This is a genomic window from Kribbella sp. NPDC050124 (assembly GCF_044460355.1).
Lineage (GTDB): Bacteria > Actinomycetota > Actinomycetes > Propionibacteriales > Kribbellaceae > Kribbella.
Genome location: NZ_JBITJU010000001.1, coordinates 988002 through 1007124, shown reverse-complemented (window position 1 = coordinate 1007124; position 19123 = coordinate 988002). Strand labels below are relative to the sequence as shown.

Sequence of the window (19123 nt, the reverse complement as noted above, 5' to 3'; positions counted from 1 at the left end):
TCAGATCCGTTGCAGGAAGCAACGGATCTGACCCGGTCTCAGACGAGTTGGGTTCGGTAGAAGATGTTGGCGCGGCGGTCGCCGGCGACGCCGGAGGCGAAGCCGAAGCACAGCCGGGAGTGTCCGAAAGCGTCGGTGTAGACACCGATCCCCTCGGCCTCGCGGTGCGTGAGCTCCGGGGCGTCCAGGACGCGAACCGATTCGACGACCTGGCCGGAGTTCATGTCGTAGCACCAGAGTTTCGAGGTCGCCAGGGCCGGATCGGGCGTTCCGGCGTACGCCTCGCCCTCCCAGAGGTAGGCGTACGAGCCGTGCAGCGCCCAGCCCTGGAAGTCGATGCCGGCCGTCATCGGCGGCTGCTTGAAGGACACGAGCGGGTTCGAGAAGTTGCCGGCGCGAGCCGCGGCCAGCGAGTACACGTTGATGTGCATGCCGTCCGGCAACGAGTAGCGCACGCCGAGCCGCCCGTAGCGCTGATCCACCGAGGGCGTGAACACGGCGCCGGCTTCAACGGGCTTCCACTTCCGCAGACCGGGTGAGTCCTTGGTCAGCGTGAGCCCGTTCTGCCAGCGGAAGCGTGCGATCTGTCGCCCGCGCCCGTTGGCCGTGTCCACGTCGGTCTCGGTCCACAGGTACGTCGTACGCCCGACGGACTCGGCTCCGATCGACACGGCGTGGCCGAACCCGAGCAGGTACATCCGCCCGAGTACGTCGCCGGTCAGGCTCAACTGGGTCAGCGTGAGGTCGCCACTCGTTCCCGGCGTACCCGACCGCAACTGGCCGGTGTAGAGCCGCTGGTTCAGACCGTCGAACGCGAGCGACTGCATGACGGTGACGTCGGCCAGCGGCTTGCTGCGGAAGAGTTCGCCGCCCGGACCATCCAGCGCGAAGCGCTTCGTCGGCGGCAGGGAGAGGCTACGGACCGGGCGGGCGGAGGCAGTGGATGTGCCCAGCGCACCGGCAGCGAGAACCGCACCGGCGCCACTGAGCAACCCACGACGGGAGAGGTTGTCCATAGCGCTCGACCGTAAGCGCCTTACCGCGAACTGTCACCACTTCGCACAGAATTTTCTGATAACTGCTCAGCGATCAGCGTTAGAACGCGTACGGGTACGGCGACCAGTCGGCCGGGCGCTTCTCGAGGAAGGAGTCGCGCCCCTCGGCGGCCTCGTCGGTGCCGTAGGCCAGGCGGGTCGCCTCGCCAGCGAACAACTGCTGGCCGACCAAGCCGTCGTCGATCAGGTTGAAGGCGTACTTGAGCATCCGCTGCGCTGTTGGCGACTTGGCGCAGATCTTCTTGCCCCACTCCAGCGCCGTCGCCTCCAGTTCGGCGTGCGGCACCACTTTGTTCACCATGCCCATCCGGTAGGCGTCCTCGGCGCTGTACTCGTCACCGAGGAAGAAGATCTCCCGGGCGAACTTCTGCCCGACCTGCCGGGCCAGGTACGCCGACCCGAACCCGCCGTCGAACGACGCCACGTCCGCGTCGGTCTGCTTGAACCGCGCGTGCTCCGCCGACGCCAGGGTCAGGTCCGCGACCACGTGCAGGCTGTGCCCGCCACCGGCTGCCCAGCCCGGTACGACGCAGATCACGACCTTCGACATGAAGCGGATCAGCCGCTGCACCTCGAGGATGTGCAGTCGGCCGGCCTTCGCCGGGTCGATGCTCTCGGCGGTGGTCCCCTCGGCGTACTTGTAACCGTCCTTGCCGCGGATCCGCTGATCGCCGCCGGAGCAGAACGCCCAGCCGCCGTCCCGCGGCGACGGCCCGTTGCCGGTCAGCAGCACGCAGCCGACGTCGGTCGACATCCGCGCGTGGTCGAGCACCCGGTACAACTCGTCCACGGTGTGCGGCCGGAACGCATTGCGCACCTCGGGCCGGTTGAACGCGATCCGTACCACCCCGGCGTCGACCGCGCGGTGGTAGGTGATGTCGGTCAGGTCGAACCCGTCCACTTGCTTCCAGGCCGACGCGTCGAAAATCTCGGAGACGGTCACCCTGCGAGCATATTTCAGGACCTGGCAGTGCTTTTCAGGACCTGGCAGTGCTTTCGCGCAGGACGACTTCGGCTTTGAACGTCTCGGTCGTCGCCTCACCGCCTTCGATGGCGAGCTCGAGCGCCCGGCGGCCCATCTGCTCCAACGGCAGCCGGACCGTGGTCAGCCCCGGCCACACATCCCGCAGCGTCGCGATGTCGTCGAACCCGGCCACGCCGAGATCCTTCGGTACGTCGACCCCGCGCGCCCGCAGCGCGGACATCGCACCGACCGCCATCACGTCGTTCACCGCGAACACGCAGTCCACGTCGACTTTGCGGTCCAGCAACTCCCCGGCGGCGGCGTGCCCGCCGTCCCGGGTGAACTCGCCGGCCTCGACCGCGACCGGCTGCAGCCCGGCCTCCGCCAGCCCGGCGACGAAACCCTCTCGCCGGTCCTTCGCGGTCGCCAGCGTGTCCGGTCCACCAAGTACGGCGAACTTCCGCCAGCCGAGGCCGACCAGCGACCGGGCCAACTCCGCCGCGCCGGCCCGGTTGTCCGGCTCGATGGTGTGCGCCGGCATCCCGGACTGGCTGACCAGCGCCAGGCCGGCGCCGGAGTTCAGGAACGTCTCGACCTCATTCGCCGTCCGGGCCAGGCTGTCGGGGTCGGTCCGCCGGCTGCCGATCATCACCGCGGCCCGGGCCCGCTGGGCACGCAGCGAGGAAAGATAAGCAATCTCCCGATCCGCGTCACGGAACGTGCTCGCCATCATCACCAGCAGTCCGCGCTCGTCGGCCGCCCGCATCACCCCGTTCGCGATCGCCGCGAAGTACGGGTCCTCGATGTCGTGCACCAGGATGCCGACCACGTTCGTCGACGACTTGGCCAGGGCCTGGGCCTGCGCGTTCGGCGTGTACCCGAGCTCGTCCGCGGCGGCCTTGACCCGTTCCTGCAGCTCCGGACGGGGAACCCGGTCCCCGCCGTTGAGCACGCGAGAAGCGGTCGCGACCGACACACCCGCGCGCTGTGCCACGTCCAGCAATGTCACCGGTGCTCGCAGATTCACTGGCCTACCCTTCCGTACGCTCCCCCTGGGTGGTGGCCGTCACCTTATCGGAACCAGTCCACCATTACTCTGCGTTGCACGGAAGTGGCTGCCAATCTCGGTAGAACCTGGCGTTGGACCTCGGGAGTGACTAGCCTTCCCAGCCATGACGACCGTCCGCGCCAGGGTGACGATCCTGGTCTCGTCCACCGTGCTCTGCCTGGGGTCCGTTACCGGTACCGCCACCGCAGCACGGATGCCGGATGACCCCGGTGCGCCCGGTGCCGCGGCGCCCGCGCCGACGCCTGCGACACCGCCGTACGTCGATGCCGCCCGGAAGAGCACGCAGCCGGTCTACGACTACGCCGACGCGCTGCGCGAGTCCGTCTACGTCGACACCGAGCTGGACACGGACTCCGACGGCCAGAACGACGTCGTCGCGGTGGACATCGTCCGGCCCCGCGGGACCGACCTGAGCGGCCTGCGGATCCCGGTCATCATGGACGCGTCGCCGTACTACTCCTGCTGCGGCCGCGGCAACGAGAGCGAGAAGAAGACGTACGACGAGAACGGCGTCATCCAGAAGATGCCGTTGTTCTACGACAACTACTTCGTCCCGCGCGGGTACGCCGTCGTCGGCGTCGACATCGTCGGCACCGGCCGGTCGACCGGCTGCGGCGACGTCGGCGGCAAGGACGAGATCGACTCCGTCGTCGCCGTGATCGACTGGCTGAACGGCCGCAACACCGCGCACACCGCGGACGGGCAGGACGTCGAGGCGACCTGGTCCAGCGGCGCGGTCGGCATGATCGGCAAGTCGTACGACGGCACGCTGGCCAACGGTGTCGCCGCGACCGGTGTCAACGGCCTGAAGACGATCGTCCCGATCTCCGCGATCTCGTCCTGGTACGACTACACCCGCTCCGGCGGCGTGCCGTACTCCGACGACTACATGCCCTGGCTCGGTGGGTACGTCGGCCACGATTCGCCCGCGTGTGACGCCGTACGGGCTGACCTCGGGGACAACGACGACGACGAGACCGGCGACTACACGTCGTTCTGGGCCGAGCGGGACTATCTGAAGACCGCGTCCAAGGTGAAGGCGTCGGTCTTCATCACGCACGGGCTGAGCGACTACAACGTCCAGACCAACCACTTCTCGCAGTGGTGGACCGCGCTCGCCAAGAATAAGGTGCCGCGCAAGCTGTGGCTCGGCCTCGAGGACCACGTCGACCCGTTCGAGTTCCGCCGCGACAAGTGGGTGGACGAGCTGCACAAGTGGTTCGACTACTGGCTCCAGGGCCTGCAGAACGGCGTCATGAAGGAGCCGATGGCGTCGATCGAGACGGCGCCCGACGTCTGGCGCGACTACAAGACCTGGCCGGCCGTGAACCGCACCATGCCGGTCCCGCTGTCCGCCGGCAAACTGGGTGCTGCCGGCAAGGGAACCGTCACCGTCACCGACGAGCCGGACCTGACCGAGGACGACATCGTCTCCGACCCGTCCCAGGTGATCGCCGGCCGGCAGATGTTCCTGTCCGCACCCCTCCCGGCGCCGATCCGGATCAGCGGGACGGCGTCGGTCACGCTGAAGATCAAGGCCGACTCGACGACCACTCCCGTCACTGCCCGGCTGATCGAGTACGGCGAGGCCGAGCGGTTCTCCGGCATCCGCCGTACCGACGACAGCACTTGTGAAGGCGAGAGCACCGAGTACGACGACGCCTGCTACTTCACGGTCGAGAAACTCACCACCGAAAGCGACCACGGCATCGTCTCCCGCGGCTGGATCGACGCCGCCCACAGCAACTCCCTGAGCAAGCCGACCCCGCTCACCCCCGGCCAGTGGTCGACCGTCACCGTCCCCCTCCGCGCCCAGGACGAAGTCATCCCCAAGGGCCGCATCCTCGGCCTCGCCGTCACCTTGAGCGACACCGAGTGGACCACCCCCAACGACACCGGCGCCACCATCGACATCGACCTCGCCGGCTCCAAACTCAACCTCCCGGTCACCTCCGGCAAACTCACCGCCCCCACCAAGCCCCAACCCATCCAGGTAGACATCACCACCCCCACCCACCGCCCCGACCTCCACGACCAAGAGAACTAACCCACGCGCCGCTACGCGAGCTCCTACGTCGCCCGCTCGCCACCGCACCCACCCACCACAGGGCGCGTGCTGCCGCCCGCCTTCGACTACCCCGTGGTCCCGCCGGCCCGTGGATACCACAGCCCACCTGCATGCGTGACCTCACGCGGTTGCCGAGCCATGGACCACCACCGTGGTCATGGACAGTGGCCTTGGAGGCCATCCAGTTGCCCTGAACAAGCAATAACGGCCCTTGTGTTGGATGTGTGGGTGATGCGGGCACGTCGGGTCAACGTGCAGCTCGACAGGTAGTGCACCGCGTCCCGCCGTACACCCCGCAGACGGCCACGCTCAGGTGCACTACCCAGCCCCGGGACACCTCCTGTCCAACCGCCCGCCCCCTTGCCCGATGCCGGCCTCAGTGGTGCGACAGTCGCCGAGGGGCTGGGACAGGCGCCGGAGGGTTCGACAGTTGCCGGGAGTTGGGCAGTCACCGGGGGCTTGGACAGGAAGTGGTGGGCGGGGACCTGTTATGTCCTGTCCGCACCCACCAGACGGTGTTCAAGCCCCCGCCTTCTCCCCGCCTTCTCCCGCACCGGCCAGCATCCGGACTGACCGGCCGCCCCGCCAGAGGTTCATGCGGTGCCCATCCAGCTCACATCCCGCGGCTGACACGCGTGCCGATCGCGGCCAGCGGCTGCGGCTGGGGCCGGCGGCTCCAGTTGCGGCTGGCTGGTTGTGGTGGTCGCTGGCGGGTTGCAGCAGGGCAGCGGTGAAACAACCCGCCAGCCAGCGGCTCCAGGACTGCTGGGGCGAGTCCACGAACCCCGCGCGGGGACAGGCAGGGCTGCTGCGGCGGGCGCACCAACCTGCACGGGGACAGCAGGACTTCTGCGACCCACACATCCAACACCAGAGCCGCAATAGCCTGTTCAAGCCCACCGGTTCATGCGGCATCCCCGACTTGCAGACCATGTGGGCGCCGTCAGACGGCTCGGAGGGCCTCGCTCAGGTCGCGTACCTGGCTCTCTGTGGGGTAGCGCGACCGGAGTTCCTGGTCCAGTTCGCCGGCGACCATCATCAGGTGGACCCGGCTTTGCCGACCCTCCCGGAGTCCGTCTAGGCCCAGGCCGACCGCCTGTTCGAGGTCGCCTTCTCGGCCCGCGACGAACCCGAGTGTCAACCGGCACTCCGAGATCCGCATCGGGCTCAGCTCTGTACCGTCCGGCGCGATGTTGTCCCGGATGACCGTCTGAGCGTGCGTGCGAGCACGGTCGTTGTCCCCGCCGATCCGGTGGACGTCCATGCTGTAGTAGTCCCACTTCGCCGGATCGACCTTGAAGTGATTGTCCGGCCGATCGGGATACGGGAGGCGCTCCAGCATCGCGCGGCCTGATTCGAGCAGATCCCCGAGACCCGACTCGCCGAGCCGCGCCTTGGCCTTCGCCTCCTGGGCGATGAGCTGGACGTGGACGCTGGAGAACTTCGCAACCTCCTGTCCCCGCTGCGCCGCGTCGACCGCCTGCCTGAACCTCCCCTGCGTCAGCGCGAACCAGGCGGTCATCTCATGACCCCATCCGACGATCTCGTGATGCTCCGCCTCGACGCCGAGCTGGACAGCCGCCGTACGCGTCGCCTCCGCCGCCGAACGCAACCCGAGGTCGTACTCGACGCACCCAGCGAGCAGTGCCAGCCACCCGCCGGCGACCAACAACTCCTGATGCGCCTTCAGCCCGCTCGGCCGATGCAAGAGCTCGGCAACATGCTGAAGCCAGGTGTGCGCCTCCCGTCGCAGCTCCAACGCATCACGCCGGTTGTACTGGCAACACAACTCTTCGACGGTCGCATGCAGCGTCTCGAGCGTCCGAGCGGTCGTGTCACTCGCCTGCATCCGCTGCACCAACTCAGCCGTCTCCCATGGCGTCATGTCCAGCCGAGCAACGGCCTCAGTCTCGAACGCACCAATCAACTCACCCTTGGCCCGCAGCGCCCTGTCACACGCCCGCACAAGCTCTTCCGTCGGCGCCTTCCGCCCATTCTCGACGTTGCTCAAATGCCCCCGGCTGTAATGCGTAGCCCGCGCCAAATCCCCCAACGACCACCCCCGATGGTCGCGATACTCACGCACCCGATCGCCGAACGTCATGAAGCCAGTGTCTCCCGCCGTCCGTATTCCTGTCGCCTCTTCCCGGGGAATACAGGCGAACACTCCGTAATCAGACGGCTACCCATCATGGTGGGTGCATGGCCAAGGACGCACTCGCCCCGGACGTAGCAAGAGACCTGCCGGTGATGCACGGGTACTTTCGCGAGTACCTCCTGATGACAGCCACCGAGAAAGCCGAGATCCGTGCGGGTTTCGAGGCGTTCGCCGAGAAGAACGATTATCGGCTCGGCAAGATCTTCATGGAACGGGTGGAGACCGCACCCGATGCTCTCAGGGCGCTCGTGACGGCAGTCCTCGACGACAAGGCCGCTGCGATCGCTGTTCCCAGCCTCGTGCACTTCTCGGTCTTCGGCCATCCAATCGCGATACAGAAGCAACTCGAGGCGGCCCTGCACGCGCCAGTGCTCTGCAGCCGAGCCACCACCTGAGCAGCGGGGCCGGCGTGTCGATTCGTGGATCCGCGCCAGTCCCGCCCACCAACTGGTCCGCCAGATGCAAACATTCAGAGGGAGAAACGTATGTGGAGAGATCGCGATCGATTTCCGGTCAGCACGGTTGATCCGGGCGGCAGCGGTGCCGCGCAGCCCAAACCGTCTGTGGTGCGACCGTTTGGGCTGCGGTTTGTGGACTATTCGCCTGGGCGGCCGCGGTTCAGTCGGCCACAAGTCACGCTGTGTCCGCGACGTCAGGTCGGCGTGGTGGATGGCCTGCCAGCCAGCGAGGTGATGCCGATGGCTGCGACGATGACGTCGTTCGAGTCCGACGGCAAGGACGTCCTCACGGTCGACTGGGCCACGGACGACAAGTAGCTGTGAACGAGCCTGCACGGATCCTGGTGCTTACACACGACGATGATCCGACCGCCGACGTCGTACTGAGCATGCTCAATGTTCGTGGCACACCGTTCGTGCGATGCGACCCCGGCAACTTCCCCATGGCTATGCGGATGACAGCCTGCCTCGGGACCGGAGCGGGGTCCTGGCGAGGATCGATGACCGGTGCCTTCCGGGGGATCGACTTGGGATCCGTGCGGGCTGTCTACTACCGGCGTCCATCGGAGTTCCGGGTCCCAGACGGTACGGCGAAGCACGATCGGGACTTCGTCACGGCGCAGGCCCGCCACGGCCTGTCCGGAGTCCTGGCCGGCCTGGCTGAGGTGACGTGGCTCAACCATCCAGGCGCCATGGCCGATGCGCGCATGAAGCCCTATCAGCTTGCCGTTGCCGCCAGATGCGGGCTACGAGCCCCAGAAACGCTGGTGACGAATGACCCGTTCGCTGTACGCGAGTTCGCCATACAAGTCGGCGGCAGGATCATCACCAAGTCGCTGGCCACGATGATCACCGTCGACGACGATCTTGGCAGCGGCGTCCTGTACACCGCCGAGGTGGCCGAGGAACTCTGGAGCGATCCCGGTATCGCGGTCACCGCGCACCTGTTCCAGGAGTTGGTCGACGGCGTCGACGTACGCATGACAGTGGTCGGCGACCAGGTGTTCGCCACCGAAATTCATCCCACGAACCCGGATGGGCCGATCGACATCCGGGCTCATCACGAGGATGTCAGCTACGTGCCGGTCAGCGTCCCGTCGCCATCAGAACCGCGACGCTCGAGTTGCTGGGTAGGCTGCGGCTGACGTTCGCCGCACTGGACTTCCGCGTCGGAAGTGATGGCTGGGTGTTCATCGAGGCCAATCCCAACGGTCAGTGGGCATACGTCCCACACCTGCGTGAACCGATCGCACTGGCGATCGCCGAGTTCTTGGAGTGCAGCAGCCGATGAGTCTGTCTAGTCAGCAGGTGGTTGATCAGCAGGCCGTGGAGCTGCGGGGCAAACTGGTTGAGTCGCTCGTGGCGGAGGGTGCGATCACGGATGAGGCTTGGCGAGCGGCGTTCCGGGCGGTCCCGCGGCACCTCTTGGTTCCGCGGTTCTACCAGAACACCAGCGTGGGGTCAGTCAAGGTCGACGCGTCCGCCGGAGACCACTGGCTGAGCACGGTCTACTCGGATACGCACCTGGTGACAAGAGACGACGTCACCTCGTCCTCCACGGCGCCGAGTCTGATGGCGGCGATGCTCGAGGCGCTCGACCTGTCCGGTGACGAAACCGTCCTGGAGGTCGGGACCGGCACCGGATACAACGCCGCCTTGCTGTCGGAGCGCCTCAGTGACGCACGAGTCGTGAGCGTCGATATCGACTCACAGTCAGTCGACGACGCCCGACGGTACCTCGCGACGGCCGGCTACCACCCGTTGCTAGTGGCAACTGATGGCGTCGACGGCTTCCCTGGTCGGGCGCCGTACGACCGGATCATCGCGACTTGCCGCCTGGACTACATGCCGTCCGCCTGGCTGGAACAGCTCCAGACCGGCGGCGTTGTCGTCACCCCACTTGGCGCCGGAGTTGCTCGCGTTGTCAAGCATGGCGACGGAACGGCGAGCGGCGCGTTCCTCCCCACGCCCGCCTACTTCATGCCGCTACGCCATCATCCCGAACAGATCGCGGTCGCCGACCTGATCGAAGCCGCCACGAGGGCGGCCGGCTCGACCCGCAACTACACGCACGACACCACGATCTACCGGGACAACAACGCCCGCTTCTGGCTCGATCTCACCCAACCAGATGTACGGACGATGCAGCTTGAGTCGGCCGCGATCGCCTTTCACCCAGACGGGTCGTGGGCGCGCCTCGCCGGCGGCACAGTCACCCAAGGCGGTGCCCGCAATCTGTGGGACGACGTCGAATTCACGCACGATGTGTGGCTCGACGCTGGCAGCCCCGAGCGTGTTCGCTACCGGCTCGATATCTCCACCAAACACCAGCACGTCCTCCTCGACGACCTCACAGACCCAGTTCACGAGCTTCTCCCGCGTGGTAGTGATGGAGGATGAGGATTGTCATTGTTGGGGCTTCGGGGATCTTGGGTGGGGCGGTTGGTGCGGCGTTGCGGGCCGAGGGGCATGAGGTTGTGGGGGTGTCGCGGTCGTCGGAGCCTGGGGTGGATTTGAGTGGGGTCGAGGGGGTGGAAGTTGCTTTGGGCAAGTTGGTGCCGTTTGAGGCGTTGATTTGTCTGGGGCCTGGGACGCCGTTGCGGGCATTGGGGGAGTTGACGCCGGCGCAGGTGCAGGCGGACTTTGCGGGGAAGTTGTTCGGGCAGATCGAGGCGCTTCGGGTGGCGGCGGGGCTGATGACGCGTGGCGTCGTACTGCTGACAGGTGGTGCGGCGCCCAACCTGGAGGGCGGATCCGGAGGTACGGCGGTCAACGCCGCGCTGGCCGCCTTCGTCACGGCGCGCGGCGGGAGTTGCCCGACGGGATCCGGGCGCATGTCGTGGCGCCGGGATGGGTGACCGAGAGCATTCCGCCGGACTGGGACATCCCGCACTCCACGCCCGCTGCGGAGGTCGCCGCCATCTACCGTCACGCCCTCACAACCCCCGACGCACCGGCAGTACTCACAGTCCCCTGACTCCCAGCCGAGCTGAACCTGGCCTGGTCCATTGGGGGACGGGGCGGCCGGATTTCGTCCACCAGGTGCCGGTGGGGTGTTGGGGCCAGTCGGCCGGGGAGTCTTCCCAGGCTTCTTGGCGGCCGTAGACCGTGAGGTCCAGGAGGTGGGCCTGCAGCATGATCGTTTCGACGCCCCGGCCGACGGTCTCGTTGGTGAGGAAGACGCGATCGCCGTCGCGCAGGTAGCAGGCGATGTTGCCCGGTTCGTCGATCAGGCCAGATCCGACGCCGTGGTCGTCGACACCGAGCATCGAGTACCACGGCAACGTGTAGCCCATGAACTCGCGGAACGGCGCGATCTCCTCCCACGGCCCCTCGCAGAAGACGGCGAAGGACACGCCCCGGTTGTTGAGATAGCTGGCGTCGTGGACGTCGAAGATGCTCGCGGTGCAGCCCGAGCACTGGCCTTCGATCCCCGCGCCGGTGTGCCACATGTGCTTGTACGCGATCAGCTGGTCGCGACCGTCGAAGACGTCCAGGAAGGACACCGGGCCGCTCTCCCCGATCAGGGTGGCGGAGGCGTCGACCTCGGTCATCGGCAGCCGGCGCCGTGCCGCCGCGATCGCGTCGCCCTCGCGGGTGTGGGCCTTCTCCCGATCGAGGAGGGTACGGCGGTCGCGGCACCAAGTCTCGCGGTCGACGATCGGCGGCAGTGCGGTCATGGGGCTCTCCAGATGTGCTCGTCCGGTGTTATGAATACGGACGAGCGAGCCGGCGGATCGTCATCGCACTTTTCGGCGACGGCGTACCGAGGCCTATCGGCGGCGGCGTACCGGCGGGAGGAGGTCCGAGCGGATGGCGAGCACCGCGGACGAGGTGTGGTTCCGGGAAACGTTCGAGGCGCACCGGCGGCCGTTGCACGCGCACTGCTACCGCCTGGCCGGGAACGTCGCCGACGCGGACGACCTCGTCCAGGAGACCTTCCTGCGCGGCTGGCGCTCCCGTGCGCAGTACGAAGGACGGGCGTCGGTCCGGACCTGGCTCTTCCGGATCGCCACCAACGTCTACCTCGACCACCGCAAGGCCGCGGAGCGGCGGACCCTGCCCGTCGGTGACCCGATGGAGTGGTCCACCGAGATCGGCCCGTACCCCGACTCGCTGCTGGGCCAGGACCCACCGTCGGACCTGGTGGCCCGGGAGACCGTCGAGCTCGCGCTGATCGCCGCGCTGAGGTACCTGCCGCCGCGGCAGCGAGCAGCGTTCGTACTGCGTGACGTCTCCGGCTGGACTCCGGCGGAGATCGCCGACGGGCTCGAGCTCGCCGTACCGGCCGTGAACAGCCTGATCCAACGGGCCCGGAAGACCATCCGACACTATGCGCCAGGCGATCCCCGGGACTGGCGCAGGCCGGCGTTGACGAGCGCGGACGAGGAGATCCTGCGGCGCTACGCCGCCGCGACGGATCCCGCCAGCTTCCGGGAATTGCTGGCAGAGGACGTCCGCATCACCATGCCGCCGGAGCCACCGGTCGTGGGCCGCGAGGCGGCGGCCGAGTTCCTCGGCCGGCCGCTCGACTGGCGCACGTTCACGTCCGCCGCGAACGGCCGGCCCGCGCTGATCTGCTACCTCCGCCACCCCGGCAGCGACCGGTACGACGCAACGGTCGTCGACGTACTCACGATCGCGAACGGACGGATCGTGGCGAGCAACGCCTTCGTCGGAGCCCACCACGTCGCAGCGTTCGGAATGCCGGCGAGTATCGGGCTGGACGCCTCGTGATCGAAGCGACTACCTGCCTTCGGCGACGTGGTGCATGGGGTCGCCGAAGCCGAGGTCGGTGATGCCGGCGGTGTAGAAGGCGCCGATCAGGAGGGATCGGCGGTGGGCGGCGAAGGTGAGTACGTGCGCGACCATGCCGCCGTACGTGAAGACGCGCGGTGGTTCGCAGGTGGTGTCGACGAAGGACTCGTCGAAGCGGCCCTCGTCGTTCAGTTGGTTGACCAGAGCAACGAAGCGGGAGCCGGCGTCGGCGTGCCGTTCGCGCAGCTCCGGGATCGGGGTGACCACCTGGCGGCCGCACTCGGGGACCTGGAACGGGCGGTCCTCGACCGACGCCAGCCACATCTCCTCCTGCCAGACCAGGCGGTCCAGCAGGTAGCGGATCGAGATCGCGTCGTCGATCCCCTCCACCGAGAGTTCGATCGGCCGGTCGAGCGTGGCCGCGTCCAGGCGGGCGCCGCGCTCGATCATCTCGCCGGTCAGCCAGACGTGGTGCTCGACCATCCTGACCAGTACGTCCATACCTCTCACCTCTTTCCTGGCCGGCAGGCGCAGACCCGCCGGCGGCTGAAAATGAACCCCACTCGGAGCCGACAGGAAGAACACCCGCGACGACTCCCGCCGCCACTCCCGCGGCGACATTCCATAAGCCCGCACAAACGCCCGGGTGAACGCCTCGTGCGACCCGTACCCGGCCTCGACCGCAACATCCAGCACCGGCGAGTCCTCCGCCAGCAGCCGGTACGCCGCCCGCTCGAGCAGAACCCGCCTCCGGAACGCGTACGGCGACTCGCCCGCCACCGCCCCGATCACCCGGTCGAAGTGGAACCGCGACAGATGCACCTGCCCGGCCAGATCCACCCCGCCCACCAGCTCGCCCGGCGCCCCCAACCCCTCAGCCACCACCGCCACGAACTCCTCGAACACATCCACCATGCCCCCACTGTGCCCCCTCCCCACCCCACCCGACTTGATCGAAATTGCTGATCTGGCGCACCGAGGCGCCGATCTGCATGATTGGCCCGTGCAGAGGTTCTCCGGGTGGCGCCGATCCGTGTTGTTCGGCCTGAGCGGCGCGGTGGCGACCGGCCTCTCCTTGAAGACCGGTGGGGCCAGCTGGGCGGAGACGGGTGGTTTTGCCGCGCTAGGCGGAGTCATGCTCGCCATCGGCATGTGGTGGGCCGAGCCGCGGTGGCGACGAGAACGCGCGGAGGTCGAAGGCGATCTGCCGTCCGAGAAACTGGAGCTCGCGCGGCGCGCTGCCCAGCGGGGACCGGTGCCGTCCGACCCCGAAGTCCGCGCTGCGGCACTTCGGATCGCCTCATACGACCTCGACTCATCCACTTGGGTCCCGGGCCCCAGGATCAGGACAGCGATCGGCGCGGTGATGGCGATCAACGCCGTCGGCGCTGCGCGATCAGGTTCGCTCTGGGCTCTGATCTTCGCGTTTTCGGCCGCGCTGATGCTGTGGTTTGGCCTGTACTACCCACGCCAACTCCGCCGCCGCATCGAACTGCTCTCGCAGCCACCTCTGCCGACCAATGCAGGCAACGACAGCACGCCGGAGAAGCCGACGGCGTAGCGGGTGCACGAGGCGACTGCCGAGTCGCCGCAGAGACGACCAACCACGATGGACTGCGGGCGCTGACCACGGCTCCGCTCTTCCTGCCGCTAGCACGGTGGGTTTCGGGTCTACGCCTGCACGGGACCACGGTGTGGTCGGCATGCGGGCGGCAGCCCGCCAACGCGCGCGGTAGCGCGCTGACCTGCGGGTGGGTGGGAGCGGCCGGCGAGCACGCGAGGCACGAGCGGGCGTAGCGGGCGCGTGGGGCGACCACAGTCCACTGCAACCACCTCGGCCCAGGTGCTGTGTTGTGGAGTACTGCGTATTGTGTAGTAGTGTGGTCGGTGTAGCACTGGGAGGTTGGTGTGGATACGAGTCAGTTGCTCAAGGGTGTGCTGGATCTGGCGGTGCTCGCGGTGTTGCGGGAGGCCGACGGGTATGGGTACGACGTGTTGCGGCGGCTGCGGCAGGCCGGGTTGGAGGATGTCGCGGACGCGTCGGTGTACGGGACGTTGCGGCGGCTGTTCGCGGCCGGGGCGCTGACGTCGTACGTGCAGCCCAGTGAGGAGGGGCCGCACCGGAAGTACTACGGGCTGAACAAGACCGGCCTGGACATGCTGGCCCGGTCGACCAAGACCTGGAACCACTTCGCCGACACGATGTCGGTGCTGCTGTCGGAGAAGGAGGCCGCGTGAACAGCACCCTGACCGGAGCCGTCGCGATCTACCTGGCTCAGGTGCGGGCCGAACTGAGCGATCTGCCCCCGGGTGAGCTGGAGGACGTGCTCGAGGACGTCAGCGGTCACCTCACCGAGGTGGCGGCCGAGTTCGAGCACGAGCCGACCACCATGGACCTCCAGGAGCGCCTCGGCACACCGCGGGAGTACGCCGACGAGCTGCGGACTGCGGCCGGGTACCCGCCCCGCACCCAGCCGGTCGCGGATCGCGAGGCCGGCCGGAAGGCGCTGCGCTGGGGCCTGATCGCAGCCACCGTGGGACCGTTCTTCGTTGCCGTCGGCATCTTCGCCTGGTCGCACGAAGAGACCTTGTTCTTCGGGGTCCTCGGGTTCGGCGTGCTGTTCGCCGCGGCCTACCTCGGGGTGCGCTCCCTCCGCGGCCACGATCCGCAGATCGTGCTCGAGACACCCCGCGGCGCGAAGGGCGCCGAGGCCGTCCGCGGCCTGGTCGACCAGATCCCACCGAACGTCCGCCGCGAGCTGGTCACCATCGGCCAACCGGTCTGGTGGGTCGCCCGCGGAGCGATCGGCGGCGGCGGGTTCTTCGCGCTCTTCGGCGCCGGCGCGGTCACGGTGGTCGGCGCGCTGGCAGGGGCTGCGGTGTCGATCTGGATCGGCCGCAAGACCCAGCAGGACGCGCGCTGGCTCTGGTACGTCGTACCGCTCAACGTCGTCGCGGCCGTCGCGGTCCCGGCCTTCCTCGCGGCCGCCTACATGGGCGCGTCGTTCGGCTTCCTCAACGGGTACGACGACTACCGCAGCACGCCGGCGTCGGCGTACCAGGTCGGCCTGGTCCTGAACGGCACGCCGATCGACAACATCTACCCGTTCGATGCCCAGGGCAAGCAGGTGCCGGTCCGGCTGTACGACCAGAACGGTTCCCCGATCAGCCTGCAGAAGCAGGACTGCGCGACCTACTTCGCCAACGCCAACGCCACCAGCAACAGCTTCCCGCTGCCGGTGATGATCGACGACGGGTCCAGTATGGAGCCGCAGACCTGCAAGAACTCCGACAAGGCCTCGTTCTCCCCGCCACCGGCACCGGCCACCACGATCACGCCAAGCACCACACCAAGCACCACACCAAGCGCGAGCACCACGCCGACCGCGCGCCCGAGCGTGACCCTGACCGTCCAGCCCACTCGCTGAACAGTGAACCTCACCACACACTAAGGTGACGGCCTTGTCGCCCGTCGTGTGTGAGGAAACGCCCTGTGTGGATCGTGCTCGGAATCGTTGCTGTCGTCGTCCTGCTCATCGCCCTGGCGCTGTGGTGGCTACTGCGCGGCCCTGACGACGAGCTGGACGAAGAGTTCGCGGTGGAACGCAAGTGGGACTGGGAGTTCGCGCTGACCGAGGAGCAGGAGACTGCTCTGATGTCCGGCCTGCAGGCGTACCACAAGAGCAAGGACGGCCCGATCTCCGTCGACGGGCGCAGCGGGCAGGTGATGCTGTTCGCGCCGCACTGCGTCATCTCGCTCTACCTGCTCGCCCAGCGGTTCGTTGCCCTCGGCCCGGATGCGGTGTCGTACCCGGTGAGCTCGGTCGGGCGGCTGCTGGACGAGCTCGCCGACCGGGAGCAACCGGGTGTGCTGCACCTGCGGGAGGACTGGTTTCCCGCCGAAGGCGTCGACGGGATGGACAGCTCGGCCTTCGCCGACCTCGTCATGGACGTGCTGATGCGGCACAACGACCAGCGCGTCACCGGCGGCTCCTGGAACGGCGACAGCATGGTCGAGGCAGTCGTCCGTGCGACGGGCCTCAGCCTGCGCGAGGAGCGGGACGCCATGTCCGCCCAGGCGGAGCACGCGAGGCAGCACGGCGCGTCGAACGAGGAAGCCTTCGACAGGACCTACTCGCGGATGGAGGCCGACCAGAGCCGGCACACCAACCACCTGGTGCTGGACTTGGGGCGCGTGCTGGACCACTACAGCCAAGCCCGGCAGGCGCAGCCGCAGACCCCGCCGATGGATCTCCTGCGCGGTCTCCTGGCCCGCATGGTGGCCTCCGAGGTTCCCGGCGTCCTCTGGACCCGCCCGGCCACCGACGACGAACGCGCCATCCTCGCCGACTCCGCCTGGAACAACGGCGCATGAAAGCGCCCAACGTCCTCGCCGCGATCGCGCGTACGGTCGCCGAGGACGGACCGGAAGGCTGGCAGCAGGCGACACTGACCGCGACGATCGGCGAAACCTGGACGTACCGCAGCGGTCCCCGCTACCAGCCCGACGACGGGCCTTATCGGGAGGACGAGGGCGAGCGCCTCCACAAGCAGCTCACCCAACTCCACGAGGCGGTCGATGCGGTCGACTCGGTCCTGCTCGACCTCGTCGTCCACGCTTCCGGTGAGTACGAAGCCGTCACCAGCGAGTCCCTCAAGGACCTGAACCCCGGATACCTCTACGTCCTCGACCCCGACGACCTGCCGGTCGAGCCCGGCGAACTCCAGTCCGGGCCCGCGCACGCCGTACCGGCGGGTGACCCGAGCGAGGCCGTCGAGCTCCTGCACCGGTACGTCGCCCACGTCGAGCGGATCCTGGACCGGCAACCGGGTGAGCTCTTCGGCAAGCTGCCCGAGCCCGTGCAGGCCGAGACCGTCGACCTGCCGCCGGACCTGGTGGCGCTGTACTCCGTCATCGACGGCGACGGCGGCGCCGGGATCTTCGACAACCACGTGTGGTTCGGCCTCGAGTCGGTAGCGGAGCCGTTCCTCGAGCGCTGGTGGAGTGCACGCGACTGGGCGACCGAGGTGTCCAATCCGCCGCAGCTCGATTGCGTTCCGGCGCTGGCGGTACGGCGAGCACGCGACTGGCCGGCGTGGATCCCGTTCGCCGGCGACACCTTCGGCAACTTCCTCGCCGTCGACCTGGACCCTGGTCCGCACGGCTCGCCGGGACAGGTCGTCCGGATCGGCAAGGACCATCAGACCGGACCGGTCTACGTCGCCGACTCGGTGACCACCTTGCTGCGGCTACACGTCGAAGCGCTGGACCGCGGCGACTACAGCGAATCCAACGGCGTCGTCACCGTCCACTGGAACGCCACCGACGACGACCGAAGCCTGCTCGAGGTCAACGGACAGGCCGCGCCACTCCAAGGTGTGCACGACGGCATCCAGGATCTGCGGGTGAAGAACGCCTTCCAGGTCGATCTCGAGCCGGTCCGCGGCCTGCCCGTGCTCTGGTACGTCGCCCTGACGAACTGCGCGACCGCCGACCTCGCGCCACTCCAGGACACCCCGATCGACGAGCTCTTCGTCGGCCTCGACCAGATCGACCTGAGCAGGCTGAGCGGTCACCCGACGGTACGACGCCTGACGATCCAGACCCGCCTCCCGATGGACCTCAGCCCGCTGCGCGCACTGCCGGCACTGCAATCGCTGGATCTCTCGAAGGCGGTGGCGCAGGACTACAAAGTGCTGGACGAGCTGACTGACCTCAAATACTTAGGTCTCCGCGCCGACCAGTGGCAACAGACGACCGCACCACCGAATCTCGCCGCCGCCGGCCTCCTCGGCACCCCGACCTTCGCCGAGGCCACAGACTGGGCCGCCCGGTTCTCCCCCGGCGACCCGGCCCGCCACGACGGGACCTACTGAAAGCCCGCCCCAGCCACAGGACGGTACGAGTACCCAAGCCGGTGATAGACCGCGATCGCGGCCGCGTTGTCCCGGTCGACCATCAGGCCGGCACGACCATGCCGCTTCACCAGCTCGGCCGTGACGAACCCGCACACCTCACGGGCCAGACCCTTGCCCCGAGCAACGTGTGCGGTGGCAACGCCGGCCAGGAAGCCGACCTCCGGTGCGCTCCACGCGTCCGCCGCGATGCTCAGCAGCTCCCAGTGATCACCGGTCACTGCCGCCCACCGCCGTACGCCGGAACGCCCGGGCCACGCGTACGACGCTGGCGCGGCCGCACGGAGTAGCGCCTCGATACCGTCGTCGCCATCGAGCCAGACAGCCGTGGTGGTCACCGCGGAATACTCAGTCGTGTCCATCCAGCCGAAGGCAGCCGAGAACGACAGACCAGGCACCCGGTCGGCGAGCTCCCGGATCAGCCGCTCGTCGCCGAACGGACGGAAGCTCGTCCCGACCTCGGCGAAGACCGCGACGGTGAGCCGTGCGACCTCGTCAGCGGGGCCGACGACCGCCAACCGATCGCGCTTGGAGAGATCCGGTGCGGCGACGGCCACAGCTTCCCCGTCGTACCAGGCCCGGACGCCCGGGCGGAAACCCTGCCCGGCCCAGACGATCAGCGGATCGCCGGCACTCGCCGTCGCCAGGTCGGCCGTCGTCAGAATCTCGCGCACACC

The 19123-nt window shown here is 68.1% G+C and carries 19 protein-coding genes; 12 read left to right on the top strand and 7 right to left on the bottom strand.

What is annotated here, in order from left to right:
• Positions 1-38: 38 nt before the first annotated feature.
• The 3 genes from ACIBL3_RS05050 to ACIBL3_RS05040 form a co-directional block, all read right to left on the bottom strand.
• Complete coding sequence (locus tag ACIBL3_RS05050) at positions 39-1016, bottom strand: hypothetical protein (protein ID WP_396351866.1); 978 nt, start codon at positions 1014-1016, stop codon at positions 39-41.
• Between the two features lie 79 nt (positions 1017-1095).
• Positions 1096-1998 carry a 1,4-dihydroxy-2-naphthoyl-CoA synthase gene (locus ACIBL3_RS05045; RefSeq protein WP_396351865.1) on the bottom strand — a complete coding sequence of 301 codons (903 nt, stop codon included), beginning with the start codon at positions 1996-1998 and terminating at the stop codon, positions 1096-1098.
• A gap of 34 nt (positions 1999-2032) precedes the next feature.
• Positions 2033-3046 carry a LacI family DNA-binding transcriptional regulator gene (locus ACIBL3_RS05040; RefSeq protein WP_396351864.1) on the bottom strand — a complete coding sequence of 338 codons (1014 nt, stop codon included), beginning with the start codon at positions 3044-3046 and terminating at the stop codon, positions 2033-2035.
• A 145-nt stretch (positions 3047-3191) separates the two neighbouring features.
• Here ACIBL3_RS05040 and ACIBL3_RS05035 point away from each other — a divergent pair, with 145 nt between their 5' ends.
• Positions 3192-5135, top strand: coding sequence for a Xaa-Pro dipeptidyl-peptidase (locus ACIBL3_RS05035; RefSeq protein ID WP_396351863.1), 1944 nt, complete (start codon positions 3192-3194; stop codon positions 5133-5135).
• A gap of 964 nt (positions 5136-6099) precedes the next feature.
• On the opposite strand, the gene ACIBL3_RS05030 is transcribed toward ACIBL3_RS05035, so the two are convergent.
• Positions 6100-7260 (bottom strand): helix-turn-helix domain-containing protein, encoded by a 1161-nt coding sequence (locus ACIBL3_RS05030; protein ID WP_396351862.1) that lies wholly within the window; start codon positions 7258-7260, stop codon positions 6100-6102.
• A gap of 98 nt (positions 7261-7358) precedes the next feature.
• On the opposite strand from ACIBL3_RS05030, the gene ACIBL3_RS05025 reads away from it, so the two are divergent.
• From ACIBL3_RS05025 to ACIBL3_RS05005, 5 genes are all read left to right on the top strand, one after another.
• A complete protein-coding gene (locus ACIBL3_RS05025; RefSeq protein WP_396351861.1) occupies positions 7359-7709 on the top strand; it encodes a hypothetical protein in 351 nt (116 codons plus the stop codon).
• Positions 7710-7799: 90 nt separating this feature from the next.
• Positions 7800-8090 carry a putative ATP-grasp-modified RiPP gene (tgmA, locus tag ACIBL3_RS05020; protein WP_396351860.1) on the top strand — a complete coding sequence of 97 codons (291 nt, stop codon included), beginning with the start codon at positions 7800-7802 and terminating at the stop codon, positions 8088-8090.
• A 2-nt stretch (positions 8091-8092) separates the two neighbouring features.
• Positions 8093-8917 carry an MvdC/MvdD family ATP grasp protein gene (locus ACIBL3_RS05015; RefSeq protein ID WP_396351859.1) on the top strand — a complete coding sequence of 275 codons (825 nt, stop codon included), beginning with the start codon at positions 8093-8095 and terminating at the stop codon, positions 8915-8917.
• A gap of 142 nt (positions 8918-9059) precedes the next feature.
• Positions 9060-10172, top strand: a complete 1113-nt coding sequence (locus ACIBL3_RS05010; protein WP_396351858.1) for a methyltransferase domain-containing protein — start codon at positions 9060-9062, stop codon at positions 10170-10172.
• Positions 10173-10303: 131 nt separating this feature from the next.
• Positions 10304-10630: a hypothetical protein gene (locus ACIBL3_RS05005; protein ID WP_396351857.1), complete on the top strand. Its 327-nt coding sequence runs from the start codon at positions 10304-10306 to the stop codon at positions 10628-10630.
• Between the two features lie 105 nt (positions 10631-10735).
• On the opposite strand, the gene ACIBL3_RS05000 is transcribed toward ACIBL3_RS05005, so the two are convergent.
• Positions 10736-11452, bottom strand: coding sequence for a DUF899 family protein (locus tag ACIBL3_RS05000; RefSeq protein WP_396351856.1), 717 nt, complete (start codon positions 11450-11452; stop codon positions 10736-10738).
• A gap of 133 nt (positions 11453-11585) precedes the next feature.
• Here ACIBL3_RS05000 and ACIBL3_RS04995 point away from each other — a divergent pair, with 133 nt between their 5' ends.
• The gene (locus ACIBL3_RS04995; protein WP_396351855.1) at positions 11586-12509 is read left to right on the top strand and encodes an RNA polymerase subunit sigma-70; all 924 of its coding nucleotides are present in this window, start codon (positions 11586-11588) and stop codon (positions 12507-12509) included.
• A 9-nt stretch (positions 12510-12518) separates the two neighbouring features.
• Here ACIBL3_RS04995 and ACIBL3_RS04990 read toward each other — a convergent pair whose 3' ends face one another.
• Entirely contained in the window at positions 12519-13445 is a 927-nt protein-coding gene (locus ACIBL3_RS04990) for a helix-turn-helix domain-containing protein (protein ID WP_396351854.1), read from the bottom strand.
• 118 nt (positions 13446-13563) lie between these two features.
• Here ACIBL3_RS04990 and ACIBL3_RS04985 point away from each other — a divergent pair, with 118 nt between their 5' ends.
• The 5 genes from ACIBL3_RS04985 to ACIBL3_RS04965 all read left to right on the top strand — a co-directional run bounded on the left by ACIBL3_RS04985 (position 13564) and on the right by ACIBL3_RS04965 (position 18407).
• The gene (locus ACIBL3_RS04985; RefSeq protein ID WP_396351853.1) at positions 13564-14091 is read left to right on the top strand and encodes a hypothetical protein; all 528 of its coding nucleotides are present in this window, start codon (positions 13564-13566) and stop codon (positions 14089-14091) included.
• Positions 14092-14438: 347 nt separating this feature from the next.
• Entirely contained in the window at positions 14439-14768 is a 330-nt protein-coding gene (locus ACIBL3_RS04980) for a PadR family transcriptional regulator (protein WP_396351852.1), read from the top strand.
• Entirely contained in the window at positions 14765-15958 is a 1194-nt protein-coding gene (locus ACIBL3_RS04975) for a DUF1700 domain-containing protein (protein ID WP_396351851.1), read from the top strand. The genes ACIBL3_RS04980 and ACIBL3_RS04975 overlap by 4 nt, the downstream gene beginning before the upstream one ends.
• Positions 15959-16023: 65 nt before the next feature.
• Positions 16024-16905 (top strand): hypothetical protein, encoded by an 882-nt coding sequence (locus tag ACIBL3_RS04970; RefSeq protein WP_396351850.1) that lies wholly within the window; start codon positions 16024-16026, stop codon positions 16903-16905.
• Positions 16902-18407 carry an SMI1/KNR4 family protein gene (locus ACIBL3_RS04965; protein WP_396351849.1) on the top strand — a complete coding sequence of 502 codons (1506 nt, stop codon included), beginning with the start codon at positions 16902-16904 and terminating at the stop codon, positions 18405-18407. The genes ACIBL3_RS04970 and ACIBL3_RS04965 overlap by 4 nt, the downstream gene beginning before the upstream one ends.
• On the opposite strand, the gene ACIBL3_RS04960 is transcribed toward ACIBL3_RS04965, so the two are convergent.
• On the bottom strand, positions 18401-19120 hold the full coding sequence (locus ACIBL3_RS04960; RefSeq protein WP_396351848.1) for a GNAT family N-acetyltransferase: 720 nt from the start codon (positions 19118-19120) through the stop codon (positions 18401-18403). The two genes, ACIBL3_RS04965 and ACIBL3_RS04960, sit on opposite strands and share 7 nt — an antisense overlap.
• Positions 19121-19123 lie beyond the last annotated feature (3 nt).